The sequence below is a fragment of the Variovorax humicola genome (assembly GCF_037889915.1).
Classification (GTDB): domain Bacteria; phylum Pseudomonadota; class Gammaproteobacteria; order Burkholderiales; family Burkholderiaceae_C; genus Variovorax; species Variovorax humicola.
Genome location: NZ_JBBKZV010000035.1, coordinates 1 through 13,184, shown reverse-complemented (window position 1 = coordinate 13,184; position 13,184 = coordinate 1). Strand labels below are relative to the sequence as shown.

The window sequence follows — 13,184 nt, the reverse complement described above, 5'->3', positions numbered from 1 at the left end:
CGGCGGGCATCCGATGAAAGTGCTGATCGTCGAAGACGAGCGCAAGACGGCCGAGTACCTGCAGCAGGGCCTGACCGAGCAGGGCTGCACGGTCGACCTCGCCTTCGACGGCATCGACGGGCAGCACATGGCGCTGCACTACGACTTCGACGTGATCGTGCTCGACGTGATGCTGCCGGGGCTCGACGGCTTTTCGGTCCTCAAGTCGCTGCGCAGCGTGAAGAACACGCCGGTGATCATGCTGACGGCGCGAGATGGCGTGGCGGACCGGGTGCGCGGCCTGCAGGATGGCGCCGACGACTATCTCGTCAAGCCGTTCTCCTTCATCGAACTGCTGGCGCGGCTGCAGGCCCTCACGCGCCGTGGTCGCAGCCATGAATCGACGCTGCTGCGCGTCGGCGACCTGCACGTCGACCTGATCGGCCGCAAGGCGATGCGGCAGGGCCAGCGCATCGACCTCACCGCCAAGGAGTTCGCGCTGCTCGCCGTGCTGGCGCGACGCCAGGGAGAGATCCTCTCGAAGACGGTGATCGCCGAACTCGTGTGGGACATGAATTTCGACAGCAACACCAACGTGGTCGAAGTCGCCATCAAGCGCCTTCGCGCCAAGATCGATGCACCATTTGGCACGAACCTGCTGCACACCATCCGCGGCATGGGCTATCTGCTGGAAGACCGCAGCAACGAACGCACTGTCGAATTGGACGAGAAGGGATGAAGAAGTCGATTGCCGTCCGGCTCGCGCTGATGTTTGCGGCAGCGGCGCTGGTGGGCTTTGCGCTCATCGGCGGCGCGCTGCACCGCGTGCTGGCCGGCGAGCTCGAACGGCACCAGCAGGGGCAGATCAGCGCGCGGCTCGAGGACATGAGCTACATGCTGCAGCACGGCCGCGCCGTGGACCTCGGCCAGCGCATCCAGGAAAAGCTCGACACGCTCGGCGCGGCCGACACCCATACCCGCTCGTGGATGTGGAGCGAGGACCCGTCCTACCGCTTCGGCGAAGACATGCCGCAGATCGCGGCCGACCAGCAGGCCGATGTGGAAGTGATGGTCGGCTCGCCGGCCCGGCGCATGCGGGTGCGCGCGCTGTCGATGCCCGCCAGCGGCACGCGGCCGGCGGTGCGCTTCATCGCAGGCGTCGATGCGGAGCCCTTCAACATCACCTTGCGCACCTTCGAGACGGCCGTGCTGGTGCTCACGCTGCTCGGCACGGCGCTCTCCGCCGCGCTGGGCTACTGGATCGCGCGCATCGGCCTGGCGCCGGTGCAGCGGCTGTCGGCCGACGCGCAGCGCATCGGCCCGGACAACCGTGCGCAGCGATTGCAGTTGCCCGCGTTGCCGGGCGAACTCGCCGACCTGGGCGCATCGTTCAATGCGGCGCTGGACCGGCTCGACGTGGCCTACCGCCAACTCGCCACTTTCAGCGACGACGTCGCGCACGAACTGCGCACGCCGCTCGCCAACCTGATCGGACAGACGCAGGTCGCATTGGCGCGCGAGCGCAATGCCGATGCGCTGCGCGAGGTGCTGCAGTCCGACCTGGAGGAGCTGGAGCGCCTGCGCGCCATCGTCGCCGACATGCTGTTCCTCGCGCGCGCCGAGCAGGGCGTGCGGGCGCGCGACCTGGTCGCATCGTCGATTGCGCAGGAAGTCGGCAAGACCATCGAATTCCTCGATCTGCTGCTCGACGAGGCCGGCATGACGGTGCAGGTCGAAGGCGATGCGGTCGCGCCGATCCAGACCTCGCTGTTCCGCCGCGCGCTCACCAACCTGCTGCAGAACGCGATCCAGCATTCGCGTCCCGGCTCGCATGTCCGCGTGCGCATCACGCAAGGGGAGCGCTCGGCCGAGGTGGCCTTTTCCAATCCCAGTGCGCCCATCGAGGCAGACCACTTGCCACGCCTGTTCGACCGTTTCTACCGTGTCGATACGTCTCGCCGCAACAGCGGCGAAAACCATGGGCTGGGCCTGGCGATCGTCAAGGCCGTGGCGGTGATGCACAACGGCACCGTGTTCGCGCGCTCGGAGGGCGGCATGACGACGGTCGGGTTCAGCGTTGCGCAGGGCGCCGGCAACGACCGCCCGCACAGCCAGTTCGATCCATTGCCCCAGGAGCAGGCGCAGCCCGCCAAGACAAACCCCGCGGCGGCACGGGCTTGAGACCTGCGGCATCATGCCGCGCATGCTCCCCCTTTCCATCCTCGACCTCTCGCCCATCTGCGAGGGCGGCGACGCGGCGCAGTCGTTCCGCAACTCGCTGGCACTCGCGCAACTCGGTGAAAAGCTTGGCTACCGCCGCTACTGGCTGGCCGAGCACCACGGCATGCCCGGCATCGCGAGCGCGGCCACGGCCGTACTGCTTGCCTTCGTCGGCGCCGGCACGTCCACCATCCGCATCGGTGCCGGCGGCGTGATGCTGCCGAACCATTCGCCGCTCGTCATCGCGGAGCAGTTCGGCACGCTCGAATCGCTCTACCCCGGACGCATCGACCTCGGCCTGGGCCGTGCGCCGGGCTCCGACCAGCGCACCGCGCAGGCGCTGCGTCGCAACCTCGATTCCGATGCCGACCAGTTCCCGCAGGACGTGCTCGAACTCATGGACTTCATGTCCAAGGCGCCGCGCCAGGCCGTGCGCGCCGTGCCGGGCATGGGCCTCGAGGTGCCGGTGTGGATCTTGGGCTCCAGCACCTTCGGCGCGCAGCTCGCGGCGCACTTCGGCCTGCCCTATGCCTTTGCCTCGCACTTTGCGCCGCAGCAGATGATGCAAGCCATCGAGATCTACCGCAGCACCTTCAAGCCTTCGGCGCAATTGCAGAAGCCGTATGTGATGCTCGGCTTCAACGTGTTCGTGGCCGACACCGACGAGCAGGCCAGATTCAATGCGACATCGTGGCAGCAAGCCTTCGTCAACCTGCGCAGCGGCCGTCCGGGCCGCCTGCCGGCGCCCGTCGAGGGCTACTACGAGCGTGTCGGTCCGGCCGAACGGGCCTTGCTGGATTCGGTGCTGTCCTGCTCGGCCGTCGGTTCACCCGACACGGTGCGCACCGCGGTCGATGCCTTTATCGCACGCACCGGCGCGGACGAACTGATGATCACCTCGCAGGTGTTCGACCACAAGGCGCGGCTGCGTTCCTATGAACTGCTCGCCGAGGTGCATCGCGGGGCGCTGTCGAAAGCCTGACCGCGCCGCCGAGGGCGGCGCCCGGGTCTTTCTCTACTCCCCCACGCCGAACGCCGCCAATCTTCCCTGCACGGCAGCCACGTCGTGGCTCAGCACCACGATGTCGTGCTTGCGCCCGCTGCGGTCGCGCACGTGCTGGGCCAGCAGCGCTTCCGGCCGGAAGCCCATGCTCTCGAACAGCGCGATGGCGCCGCGCTGGTCGGTGGTCATCTGGGCCACGAGCTTTTCAAGGCCGATCGCGAGCGCCTGCACGAAGCTCTCCTGGATCAGGTGCCGGCCCAGCCCGAGGCCACGCGCGCCGGCGCCGACCACTGCGCGCAACTCACCCACGTGCGGCGACCATGAATGACCGTCGTGCATTAGCGCGCTGCAGCCGATCACCTTGCCGCCTGCACGCGCCAGCAGGCTCGGCATGCGACCCAACTCGACGGACTCGCGGATCCAGGCCTTCAACACGGGCGGCTGCGCGATGTCGCGTGACATGAAAAGCAGGTCGTGCTCCGGCAGCGATTGCGCAAAAGCCAGCAGTTCGGCCTCGTCGCCGGCGCGCAGCAAGTCGATCTGCACATCGGTGCCATTGCAGTGCACGCCGCGCGGGTAGGTGTGGGCGGCGGTTTCCTTCTTGGTGGCGGCTGCCTGCTTCATGTCGATCGTTCTCCGAGCCATTGGTCCAGCTTTGGCCACATGCGCTTGACGGCGTTCGGTCCCGCCACCAGGCTCACATGTCCCCCCTTCAGGATCACTTCTTCCTTGTCGGTCGAGCCGACTTTCTCCATCAGCGGATGCGCGCAGTCGTAGGGCACGATGTGATCGTGCTCGGCCACGATCGACAGCAGCGGCACCTTGATGTTGCCGAGGTCGACCGTCTTGCCACCGACCTTGAGCGTGCCGGTGTATAGCTCGTTGCCCCACATCAGCGACTTGATGGTCTGCTTGAAATACGCGCCAGCCAGCGGCAGCGTCTCGGTGCCCCATCGGTCCATCATGCGGTACTGCTTGACGTAGGCGTCGTTCCAGATGTTGTCCCACAAGCGGATCGTGCCGGTGAGCCGCCCGGTGGGGCGCAGCGCGTCGAAGCCGCTGGTGATGATGGGCGCCGGCACGATGCCCATGTGGTCGGCCATCTCGTCGACCTTGAAATGGCGCTTGTCCGACCAGGCCTGGAACTGCGTCATCTTGCTGAAGTCGATCGGCGTGGTGAAGCACACCAGGTTTTTCACCGGACCGTCGCCGTGCGTGGCCGCGTAGATCGTCGCCAGCACGCCGCCCATGCAGTAGCCGATCATGTTGACGTCCTGCACGCCCGAGTGTTCCTGCACGCGGCGCACGCAGTCGGGAATGAAGCGCTGTGTGTAGTCCTCGAAGCGCAGGCCGGCTTCGTCGGCGCGCGGCGGGTTCCAGTCAATGACGTAGACGTCGTAGCCGGCCTTGAGCAGGAACTCCACAAGGCTCTGGCCCGGGGCCAGGTCGAAGATGTAGGCCTTGTTGGTCGTCGCCATCACCAGCAGCAACGGGATCCGGTAGATCTCGTCGGCCATCGGGCGGTAGTGGTAGAGGCTCAGCGTGCCGCGGTTGTGGATCACGTCCTTGGGCGTGGTGCCCACCGTGGCCGGGCCGGCGACAAGGTATTCCGCACCCTTGACGCTGCGCTGCACCGCACGTTCGATTTCCTCGCGCACGCGCGTCACCCAGGACTCGTCGGGCGCCACCGCTGCTTCTGCCTTGGGGCTGGCCATGGCGGTCAGGCCTTCTTGCGGGCCGGGCGCTTGGCGGAGGGGGTTGCCTTGGCCTTGGGGGCGGGCTTGGATGCAGGCTCGGGCGCGGCGTCGGCGGCCACCTTCGGAGCGACTGCGGATGCGGGCGCCGTGGCAACTGGCGCAGCCGCCGTGGGCGGTTTGCGCGTGCGCGGCGGCATGGGCGGGGACGTCGGCGTGGACGGCGGCTTGCCGGCCGTCTGGCGGCACAGGTACTCGAGCATGTCCTCGATGCGGTGAAGGCGCTCGCCGATCTCGACGAGGTCTTCCCGGCTCGCCAGGTTCATCTCCTTGAGCACCGCCTTGTTGGCCTTGGTCACGGCCTGCTGCACGCCGAGCGTGGCGCCCGAAACCGAGTGCAGCACCTTGGCGAACTCTTCCGTGTTCATCTGCTTGCCAGCCACCTTGTTGGTCGTGCCTTCCCATTGCGTGAGCGCTTCGCGCCACATTTCCAAAGGGTTGAGTATGGATAGTCCGCTCTTGGCCATGTTGCCGGTCTCCTCGGGAGTTGTCTCGTCGCGCGATGCTACTCGCAGGCCGAGCGTATGCGCAGCGCTTTTGTGCGGATTGGGCGGCGCCGCGCGCCGAACCCGCCGCAGCGAAATCGGGATTTCAGCCGGCCTGTGCAATCACGCCGCCGCCCAGGCAGACTTCGCCGTCGTAGAGCACCGCCGACTGGCCCGGCGTCACCGCCCATTGGGCCTCGGGGAAGTCGAGGCGGATTCGGCCATTGGCGCCATCGGCCAGGGCGCAATCGGCGTCGGCCTGGCGGTAGCGCGATTTCGCCGCATAGCCGCCGATCACGGGCGCAGCGCCTGCCACCCAACTCGTGTCGTCGGCTTCCAGCGAATGGCTCAGAAGCCACGGGTGGTCATGCCCTTGCACCACCCACAGCGTGTTCTTCTCGACGTCCTTGCGCGCCACGAACCATGGCGAATGGTCACCACTGCCGCGCTGCGCCCCCTTCTCTTTCAAACCCCCGATGCCCAGGCCCTGCCGCTGCCCCAGCGTGTAGAAGCTCAGACCCTGGTGTTCGCCGATGGTGCGGCCGCGCGCGTCCTTGATCGGCCCGGGCGCCTTGCTGATGTAGCGGTTCAGGAACTCGCGGAACGGCCGCTCGCCGATGAAACAGATGCCCGTCGAATCCTTCTTCTTCGCGTTGGGCAGGCCGATTTCGTCGGCAATGCGGCGCACCTCGGTCTTGTGCAGTTCGCCGACCGGGAACAGCGTCTTCGACAACTGCGACTGGTTGAGCCGGTGCAGGAAGTAGCTCTGGTCCTTCGATGGGTCCAGTCCCTTGAGCAACTCGTGCTTCTGCGTGGCCTCGTTGAAGCGCGCCCGCGCATAGTGTCCCGTCGCGATCTTCTCGGCGCCCAGTCGCATTGCATGGTCGAGAAAGGCCTTGAACTTGATCTCGGCGTTGCACAGCACGTCGGGGTTCGGCGTGCGGCCGGCCTGGTACTCGCGCAGGAACTCGGCGAACACGCGGTCCTTGTAGTCGGCTGCGAAGTTGACGTGCTCGATCTCGATGCCCAGCACGTCGGCCACGCTGGCCGCGTCGATGAAGTCTATGTTCGACGAGCAGTATTCGCTGTCGTCATCGTCTTCCCAGTTCTTCATGAAGATGCCGATGACCTCGTGGCCCTGTTGCTTGAGCAGGTGCGCCGTCACCGCGGAGTCGACCCCGCCACTCAATCCGACCACGACGCGTTGCTTTTTCATGACCGTGGATTATGTTGCTCGCCCCCAGGCTCCGCGCACTGCGTGCGCTCCTCCCTCCCCCTACCGGGGGCAACACCGACGGCCCGGCAAAGCCGGTTCCGTGGTGTTTCACGAAGGGGCAGGGCGAGCCTGGGGGCTCGTGCCCAAGATCGCGGCACTGCGTGCGCTCCTCTCACCCGTTGCCGGGGGCAACACCAGCGGCCCGGCAAAGCCGGTTTCCGCGGTGTTTCTGGAAGGGGCAAGGCTGGAAGGGGGGCGAGGTGTTGCGGCTAGGGGGTGGGGCCGCCTTGTTTGACCGACGTGTCGACGTGGATCAGGGCGAGCGGATGGCGCTGGCCGGCCAGGTAGTCCTCGATGCATTGCAGCAGCAGCGGGCTGCGGTGCCGCTCCGTGCTGGCGCGAATCTCGTCGGCGGTGAGCCAGAGCGTGCGCACGATGCCGGTGTCCAGCGCGCGGTCGGGCTCGAAGGCGCCCAGGTCGCCGGCGAATGCGAAGCGCATGTAGGTGATGTCCTCGCCGTCGGCCTGCTTCTGGAACCGGGCCATGTACACCCCGACTAGCGCAGTCGGCGTGAAGTGATGCGCCGTTTCCTCCAGCGCCTCGCGTGTGCAACCCTCGGCTGGCGATTCTCCGGGGTCGAGGTGCCCGGCCGGCGTGTTGAGCTTCAGGCCGCCGGCCGTATGCTCCTCCACCAGCAGGAAGCGGCCGTCGCGTTCGATCACCGCGGCGACCGTCACGTTGGGCTTCCAGCGCAGCGGGCTGGGGGCGCTTTCGGGGTTGTGCATGAGGGTGCCTGTCTGCGGTGGCTTCAGCGCAGGAGATAGCCGCTGAAGCGCCACACCTTGTCGCCGTCCAGGTGAAAGCTCACCAGTTCGCGCATCGAGTTGCGGTTGGCTGCGGCATTGGTGAAGCGGGTTTCGTATTCGATGCTCACGTACTGGCCGGCCACGTCGGCATTGCTGTCGGCCACCACCTGCCGATTGACGGCAACCCAGGTCCGCTGCACCGGCGCGCCGAGGGGGCCGCGCGCCTTGGAGATCTGCGTCATGAATTCGCCGCGGGCCACCTGCTTCTTGGTCGCGGCCGTGGCGCCGTCCCACAGTTCGCCGGTCTTGCCCTGGTCGACCATCTGGATCACCTGCATGCCGCCGCGCACCATGTCGCTGGCTTCCACTTCCTGCGCCGTTGCCGGCACCAGCCAGGCGGCGAGCAGCGACAGGCCGAGCAGCAATTTGATCCTCATGGGCCGATTCATGTGTCTTCCTTGTCGTCGCCGAGTGCGGCAAGCTCCGAGGCGGTGGGCTTCGGCAGCACCAGCGTCACGGTACAGCCCGCATTCTCCACGCTGTCGATTTCGACGGTACCGCCATGGCGCTGCACCACGGTGCGCACCAGCAACAACCCCAGGCCGACGCCGAGCACCTCGGGGTGCGACTCGCTGTGCAGGCGGTGGAAGGGCTGGAACAGTTGCGACTGCATCGCGGCCGGAATGCCCGGTCCCTGGTCCTGGATGGCCAGCGCCCAATGCGCCGGGCGCTCGATCACGTGGCAGCGCAGGTCCATGCCCGCGGGCGAATACTTGAGTGCGTTGCTGAGCACGTTCTTCAGCGCACGCACGAGCAGGCCGCGGTCGGCCAGGCACAGGGCCTCGTCGAGGGTGTTGAACAGCACGATGCGCACGTTGCGCTTGCGCGCGTGTGCCCAGGCGTCGTCCGTGGTCTGCTCCAGCAGGCTGACCAGGTCCAGTATTTCGGCACGAAACGGTTGCGCCTCGGCGCGGGCCAGGTTCACGAAGCCGTCGGCCAGTTCCAGTCCCGTCTCGGCATGCCGGCGTATGCGCTGCGTCGCTTGCTCGTCGCTGAGCGTGCCGGGACTGGCACGCATCAGTTCCAGGATGGTGAGGATGGCCGCGCTCGGCTCGCGGATGTCGTGCGAGATGAAGCGCAAGGCTTCGTCGCGCTGGCTCTGCGCCTGGCGCATGCGCGTGATGTCGACCAGCGCCACCATCCAACCCGCGTGCGAGTTTCCGGCGTTGTAGAACGGCACGCAGCGCAGCAGCACGAAGCGCCCTTGCGAATCCAGCCCCTCTCCGAGGATCGGTTGCGGCTCGGGCCCCGCCAGTGCGCCCGGCGGCATCATCGGTGCGCCGGTGGTGCGCCAGCGCAGGTCGCCCATCAACTCGTGGGCATCGCGCCCGACCAGTCCGTCGGGCCCGGCCCGCCAGTGCTGCGACGCGGCGATGTTGCCCAGGAAGACCACGCCGACGCGGCTCAGGCTCATGGTCGCGTCTGGCAGGTGGTCGATGCCGTCGCGAATGAAGCGCTGCAGGTCGCGCATGCGCAGGCCGGCCTGCGAGGTCACGGCCATCTCGCGGTCCAGAAAGTCACCGCTCGGCGGGCGCAGGGGCATCGGCGGCAGGTCTGCCATCGCCTCGTTGAGTTGCTCGGTGCCCCAGCGCAGATAGCGGATGGTGGCCGTCAGGCGCAAAAGGCTCCAGAAGGGATACACCAGCAACAGCCCGAAAAAGCCCGCTGCCGGCGCGAACTGGATGCCGACCCACGGCCGTGATGCATGGAGCCCCAGCCGCAATGCGAGCATCGAGCAGATCAGGATCACCACGCCGACGGGTCGCAGCCACAGCAGGCCCAGCAGCGCCACCACCAACGGACCGAGGTTGAACGCAAGATCCTGCATCGGCGTCGCCAGGACGACCTGCCGGTCGGTGATCAGGCCTTGCAGCACGCTGCCGAAAATGGTGACGCCGGGGGTGAGCCCCGAAGTGGACGTGGCCGAGGTGGCATACAGGTCGCCCAAACCGGCCGCCGTGGTGCCCACCAGTACGTAGCGGCTCGTGAAGGTGCCTTCAGGCACCAGTCCCTGGATGACGTCGACATACGAGACGATCTTGAAGGGGGGGTCGCCCTTCGTGAACACGACGACCTCATGGCCGGTCCGCAGCCACGGTCCGGTTGGTTCCGGTACGACGGTGAGCGGCTGGGGCGCGGGCGGCAATGCGGTGCCCTTGGCATAGGCGTTGGCCGCCTCTTCCAGTGCCTTGCTGAAGTGCGGCCAGGTCCGGCCGGCAAAGCCTTCGTGCATATAGACGGTGCGGGCAACGCCGTCGTCGTCGATCGACACATGGCTATGGCCGATGGATGTCGCCGCGTTGGCCAGGATCGGCAGCGGCAACAGTTCGGATTGCGTCTTGCCGCCGCGCACCTGCAGCGCCATCGGCAACACCACGCAGCCGCTGTCCGAAATGCCGTTGGCCAGCACCTTTTCGTCATCCGGGTGCCGCGTATCCGGCTCGGACATCAGGAGGTCGAGGCCGATGCAGCGCGGCGAATCGGCTGCAATGCGGCGCAGCAACTCCGCGTGCAAGGCGCGGCGCCAGGGCCAGCGGCCGATCGACCCGATGCTTTTTTCGTCGATCGCGACGATCACGATCTCGTGGGTGGGTGGCTGGCTGATCTCGGCGCTCGCGTTGTCCTGCAGCATGCGGTCGACGCGCGGCAGCGGTTGCGTCAGCACCAGCACCGCGACGAACGTGAGCATGCCCAGCGACAGCAGCATCCAGTGAACCCGTTTGCGCAGACTGCGCCGCCAGCGCTGCGGGCGGTTGGCGTCAATAGGCGAAGGCGGCCGGTACGGCATGAATGGTGGGCACTGCGCGCAATGGAGGCGGGAACCCTGCCGCGCTACGGACGCTCGACGGGCGCGCCATCGCTCGTCGCCAGCCCGGCGCGATTTTTGGCATGCACCCGGATCGTGTGCCGTGCCTCCGGGCCGGCCAGGCCGTCGGGATTGATCACCCGGACGCCCAGCGTGTAGTCGCCGTTCTCGAGCACCGCGAACTTCACTTGCTCGCTGAAGACGCCGTTGCGCAGCACCTTGTGCAGGTTTTCGTCGCGCGCGATACGCACTTCGTAGCGGCTGCCCGCCCTGGCCAACGGTGCCATCGACAGCGTGAATGCGCTGGGGTCTTCGAAGTCGTGCTGCAAGGTCGAGAGATCGGGCGCATCGGGCAGCGATTGGCGCGAATGGAGCTTGCCCTTGCCGTCGAACACCGCACCCTGCCCGGCCGCCATCAGGGCCGTCGTGCCGTTCTTGCGGGAAGCGCGGGGTTTCATCAGGACCGTCCCTTCCGTGACCGCCGCATAGGTCTGGCCGTCCTGGCCGACGGCCACGTCGAAACGGGTGCCACGGACGCTCGCGACGGCGCCGGGCGCCTGGACCTCGAAGGTCCGCCCCTTGGGCTGCGGCGCCACTTCGGACTCGACCTTGCCCTTGTTCACCTGGATCACCGACTGGTAGGAGTTGCCGGGGCGCTTGCCGCGCAGGCGCTTGAGTTCCACGTCCGAATCGGCCAGCACCCGCACCACGGAGCCGTCGGCCAGCTTCAGGCGAAGGTAGCCGTGTTCGGGGACGCTGAGACGGGCGCCTTCGGTGACGGCGTCACCGGCGGCCAGCGGTGTCGGTGCCTGCTCGGCCTTGCCTGCCGGCCTGCTGGCGGTGGTGGCGCCCTGCACGAACTCGACTCGTGCGACGGCCATGCCCGCTGGCCGCAACAGACGGCGTGGCAACTTCACGATGCTGCCGGGCGTCAGCTGCTGTGGATCGACGATGTTGTTGAGCGATTGGAGTTCGCGCCACAGGGTCGGCGTGCGCAGATACTGCGCACCGATGGACGCCAACGTTTCACCCGCGATCACGCGGTATTGCACGTAGCCAGCCGGTGCTGCCCATGCGCCGGTGCTTCCGAGCACCATGGCGAGCCCGATGGCGGCGCGCCCCGGCGACCAGTCTTGCGAGCCCATCGCAAGCTCAGGTGGTTGCGGTGAGAGGGCCCAGCTGGCTCTCCGACATCGAGCCGAGCGAATCGACGTCAAAGGCTTCGAGTCGATAGCCCAGGCCGTAGACAGCCGACAGCAGGAAGCCGTTGAATGGGCGCAGGTCGAGCTTGGTGCGCAAGCGCGACATGTGCGTGTCGAGCGAGCGCGACGGCGCGTCCGGACCGATGCCCCACACGGCTTCGCGCAGATGTTCACGCGACAGCAGGCGGCCGATGTTCTGGAACAGGAACAGCGCGAGTTCGTATTCGCGGTGCTTGAGTTCCACGGGAACGCCTTTGACATGCAGCGTGCGCGAATTGAGATGAAAGTGGTAGGGTCCGAACAGCACTTCGGCCTCATGCTGGCTCGGATAGGCTCGGCGTAGCAGCGCCTTGACGCGCGCTTCGAGTTCGCCCACGCGGATCGGCTTGACCATGAAGTCGTCGGCGCCGGCGCTGAGGCCCTCGACCATGTCGGCTTCTTCGCGACGGTTCGTCACGAACAGGATCGGCATCCGGCTGGCAAGGTCCTGGCGGATCCACTTGACGATCGTCGGGCCGGAGACTTCCGGTAGCGTCCAGTCGAGGACCAGAAGGTCGAAGCTCTGATGGCGCAAATCGCGCAGCAGTGCCTTCCCTTCGGTGTATCCATGGCATTCGTGCCCGATGCCTTCTATCGTGTGCCGTACCAGTTCGAGCTGAGACGGTTCATCATCCAGCGCTGCGATTCGCATGCCTGTTTCCCTGTATCTTGTTTTATTAGAACTCCGAGTCTAGGGGCGTCTTCGTGGCCCAACGCACTCCAAACGGAACTCAATCGTCAACTTCCGCACGGAGTTGGGCCTTAATCGTCAACAATGGTCAGAAATGGACAAAAGTACCAATGACGGTCCTTGGCAGCACTAACCCTCAAATGCGCCCTGTTGCTATCAAATTGGTAGCAGCCGTTCAATTGCTTACCGGGGGAGTGGGAGCCGGTAGCCCCTTCAGTTAAAGTCTGCCGCGAATTTCATTGAGGATCAGAGGCGATTGGCCTGAGGAGAAATCTATGCTGATTGGCGTGCCCGGCGAATCCACCGCCGGCGAAACCCGAGTGGCGGTAACGCCCGAGACGGCGAAGAAACTTGTAGCCCAGGGCCACACGGTACGCATTCAATCGGGCGCCGGCATCGCCGCCAGCGTGCCCGATGCGGCCTACCAGGCGGCCGGTGCGGAGATCACCGACTTCGATGGCGCCTATGGCGCGGACATCGTGCTGAAGGTGCGCACCCCGTTCGACAACGAGGCCGCGCGCATGAAGCCCGGCACCGTCGTCATCGGCATGCTCAACCCCTTCGACGCCGCCGGCCTGCAGCGCCTGGCCTCGGCCGGCCTCACCAGCTTCGCGCTGGAAGCCGCCCCGCGCACCACCCGCGCTCAGAGCATGGACGTGCTCTCCTCGCAGGCCAACATCGCCGGCTACAAGGCCGTGATGATCGCCGCGGACAAGTACCAGCGCTTCTTCCCGATGCTGATGACGGCCGCCGGCACGGTCAAGGCCGCGCGCGTCGTGATCCTGGGCGTGGGCGTCGCGGGCCTGCAGGCGATTGCCACGGCCAAGCGCCTGGGCGCGGTGATCGAGGCCAGCGACGTGCGCCCCAGCGTCAAGGAGCAGATCGAATCGCTGGGCGCCAAGTTCATCGAGGTGTCCTACGAC

The 13,184-nt window shown here is 66.8% G+C and carries 13 protein-coding genes; 4 read left to right on the top strand and 9 right to left on the bottom strand.

Going from position 1 to position 13,184, the window contains the following annotated elements; translation table 11 throughout:
- The first annotated feature begins 13 nt into the window (after positions 1-13).
- Genes WKW80_RS31455 through WKW80_RS31445 form a run of 3 tightly spaced genes read left to right on the top strand, consistent with a single transcriptional unit; the run spans position 14 to position 3,181 of the window.
- The gene (locus WKW80_RS31455) at positions 14-718 is read left to right on the top strand and encodes a heavy metal response regulator transcription factor (RefSeq protein ID WP_340367525.1); all 705 of its coding nucleotides are present in this window, start codon (positions 14-16) and stop codon (positions 716-718) included.
- Entirely contained in the window at positions 715-2,160 is a 1,446-nt protein-coding gene (locus tag WKW80_RS31450; protein WP_340367524.1) for a heavy metal sensor histidine kinase, read from the top strand. Before WKW80_RS31455 ends, WKW80_RS31450 begins: the two co-directional genes overlap by 4 nt.
- A 22-nt stretch (positions 2,161-2,182) precedes the next feature.
- Complete coding sequence (locus WKW80_RS31445; protein WP_340367567.1) at positions 2,183-3,181, top strand: LLM class flavin-dependent oxidoreductase; 999 nt, start codon at positions 2,183-2,185, stop codon at positions 3,179-3,181.
- A gap of 33 nt (positions 3,182-3,214) precedes the next feature.
- On the opposite strand, the gene WKW80_RS31440 is transcribed toward WKW80_RS31445, so the two are convergent.
- The 9 genes from WKW80_RS31440 to WKW80_RS31400 form a co-directional block, all read right to left on the bottom strand.
- Positions 3,215-3,826 carry a GNAT family N-acetyltransferase gene (locus WKW80_RS31440; RefSeq protein WP_340367523.1) on the bottom strand — a complete coding sequence of 204 codons (612 nt, stop codon included), beginning with the start codon at positions 3,824-3,826 and terminating at the stop codon, positions 3,215-3,217.
- Positions 3,823-4,917 (bottom strand): PHA/PHB synthase family protein, encoded by a 1,095-nt coding sequence (locus WKW80_RS31435; RefSeq protein WP_340367522.1) that lies wholly within the window; start codon positions 4,915-4,917, stop codon positions 3,823-3,825. The genes WKW80_RS31440 and WKW80_RS31435 overlap by 4 nt, the downstream gene beginning before the upstream one ends.
- A 5-nt stretch (positions 4,918-4,922) precedes the next feature.
- Positions 4,923-5,423 (bottom strand): hypothetical protein, encoded by a 501-nt coding sequence (locus WKW80_RS31430; RefSeq protein WP_340367521.1) that lies wholly within the window; start codon positions 5,421-5,423, stop codon positions 4,923-4,925.
- A gap of 124 nt (positions 5,424-5,547) precedes the next feature.
- Positions 5,548-6,657 carry a tRNA 2-thiouridine(34) synthase MnmA gene (mnmA, locus tag WKW80_RS31425; protein ID WP_340367520.1) on the bottom strand — a complete coding sequence of 370 codons (1,110 nt, stop codon included), beginning with the start codon at positions 6,655-6,657 and terminating at the stop codon, positions 5,548-5,550.
- Between the two features lie 269 nt (positions 6,658-6,926).
- On the bottom strand, positions 6,927-7,442 hold the full coding sequence (locus tag WKW80_RS31420) for an NUDIX hydrolase (protein WP_340367519.1): 516 nt from the start codon (positions 7,440-7,442) through the stop codon (positions 6,927-6,929).
- A 23-nt stretch (positions 7,443-7,465) separates the two neighbouring features.
- Positions 7,466-7,900 carry a DUF4019 domain-containing protein gene (locus WKW80_RS31415; protein WP_340367518.1) on the bottom strand — a complete coding sequence of 145 codons (435 nt, stop codon included), beginning with the start codon at positions 7,898-7,900 and terminating at the stop codon, positions 7,466-7,468.
- A gap of 8 nt (positions 7,901-7,908) precedes the next feature.
- Positions 7,909-10,230 carry a CHASE2 domain-containing protein gene (locus WKW80_RS31410; protein ID WP_340367517.1) on the bottom strand — a complete coding sequence of 774 codons (2,322 nt, stop codon included), beginning with the start codon at positions 10,228-10,230 and terminating at the stop codon, positions 7,909-7,911.
- Between the two features lie 125 nt (positions 10,231-10,355).
- Positions 10,356-11,474, bottom strand: coding sequence for a FecR domain-containing protein (locus WKW80_RS31405; protein ID WP_340367516.1), 1,119 nt, complete (start codon positions 11,472-11,474; stop codon positions 10,356-10,358).
- A gap of 7 nt (positions 11,475-11,481) precedes the next feature.
- Positions 11,482-12,222, bottom strand: a complete 741-nt coding sequence (locus tag WKW80_RS31400; RefSeq protein ID WP_340367515.1) for a response regulator transcription factor — start codon at positions 12,220-12,222, stop codon at positions 11,482-11,484.
- Positions 12,223-12,536: 314 nt separating this feature from the next.
- Here WKW80_RS31400 and WKW80_RS31395 point away from each other — a divergent pair.
- On the top strand, positions 12,537-13,184 hold a 648-nt coding region (locus WKW80_RS31395; protein WP_479694162.1), incomplete at its 3' end, for a Rossmann-fold NAD(P)-binding domain-containing protein.